Annotated in this window: 1 protein-coding gene and 1 pseudogene; one reads left to right on the forward strand and one right to left on the reverse strand. The window is 39.3% G+C overall.

The window, feature by feature from the left end:
* Nucleotides 1–395 (reverse strand): annotated as a pseudogene (locus tag AC0QH1_RS01195) (IS4 family transposase); the annotation flags it as partial.
* A gap of 122 nt (nt 396–517) precedes the next feature.
* Here AC0QH1_RS01195 and AC0QH1_RS01200 point away from each other — a divergent pair.
* Nucleotides 518–1384, forward strand: coding sequence for a transposase (locus tag AC0QH1_RS01200; protein WP_324628912.1), 867 nt, complete (start codon nt 518–520; stop codon nt 1382–1384).
* Nucleotides 1385–1454 lie beyond the last annotated feature (70 nt).

The raw sequence follows: 1454 nt of genomic DNA on the forward strand, positions 1-1454 counted from the left end.
CGTTCATTGTCTGTTCCTGCAAATAGCTTTACTTGATGATATTCCTGTTGCCATAATAATTTACTGGTCAAAGTAACTCTTGTAGAATCAAGAAGAAATAAAATCAGCTTATCTTTTCCTTTCTTTCTCTTGACGTCGCCTTTTATCTGATTGAATAAATTTTCAAATATCGCAAGATTTCTCCTCTTGCTTGCTTTTGAAAAAGTGGAAATATCTAGAGGGATATTTCGGCTATTTAATCGAGAGAATAGCGAAGTCATTGTATCGAGACTTTGGTCAAAACTAAAGCCTAACCAGCAGGATACAAATGTAAAAGTATCCAATACAGGGTAATCATTTTGGGGCAGTTCAAAAAGATAACGTTTTACAACTTTTGGAAAGTTGGAAAATGTCATTGCAGTTAGAATATCCAAGTTCAATCGTCTTTTTATTATAATTTATTATCAAATTTATTGCAACTATTTTCTATCATTCAACGCTTACGATACTAAACAGCTTAGATTCTGTAGAAGAATGGATGCAACAGCAGCCGTTATCTGAAGGACTAGAAGTAGCAGAAGAGACTCTTCATGTCGCCGGATTGATTGAATCCCAAAATGTGAAAGTAGATTTTGTGGGAATTCCAAGTTTGACCAAAGGAGTTGCCAAAGATAGACGTATTTCTATTGAAGATCCAGATATGCAGCATGGACGAAAAAGCCGTTCTCAAAAAATAGAAGGTTATAAACGTCACATTCTTAAAGATTTAGATATAGGGGTCGTTAGGGCTGTGGCTGTGACCCGTGCTAATACCCCAGAAGCGGCTGCTACTGTTGACTTGGAAATTGACTTAAAAAACCAACAATTTCAGTTGACTGAACTCCATATTGACCGCGCTTATTTATCAAGTCATTGGGTAAAGGAACGAAATGAAGAATTACAGATATTTTGTAAGGCGTGGCCGGTCAGAAACTCAGGACGATTTGATAAAAACGCTTTTGTTTTTGACTGGGATAAGAAATTAATGAGTTGCCCAAATCAAGTTATGATGCCGTTTGAACCCGGTAAAGTGGTTCATTTTCCTGACTCAGGAGTGTGCGGCTTGTCCACTCCGAGAATTGGTACGAAAAGTAAGAATGGCCGCAGGGTTTCAATCCATATAGATGAAGCATTAATGCAAGAGTTGCGATCGCGCCAATCTACTTCTGTTGGTCGCGCACAACTAAGGGAGAGAACCTCGGTAGAACACTCTCTAGCTCATATCGGACAGTGGCAGGACAAACGTGCCCGTTATATTGGACAGCGCAAAAACCTCTTCGATCTGCGACGAGTGGCGGTTGTCCATAATCTTCATGTTATTGCTCGAATGAATGAGGTTTTACCAATACAACAGGCAGCACTTTGATACTCCCTACGGATAAATCCGAGGGATTCTTAAAGAGTCCAAAGTCGGACTTTTAAAGGCGCTTTTCCCC

It is taken from the genome of Phormidium sp. CCY1219 (assembly GCF_055795085.1).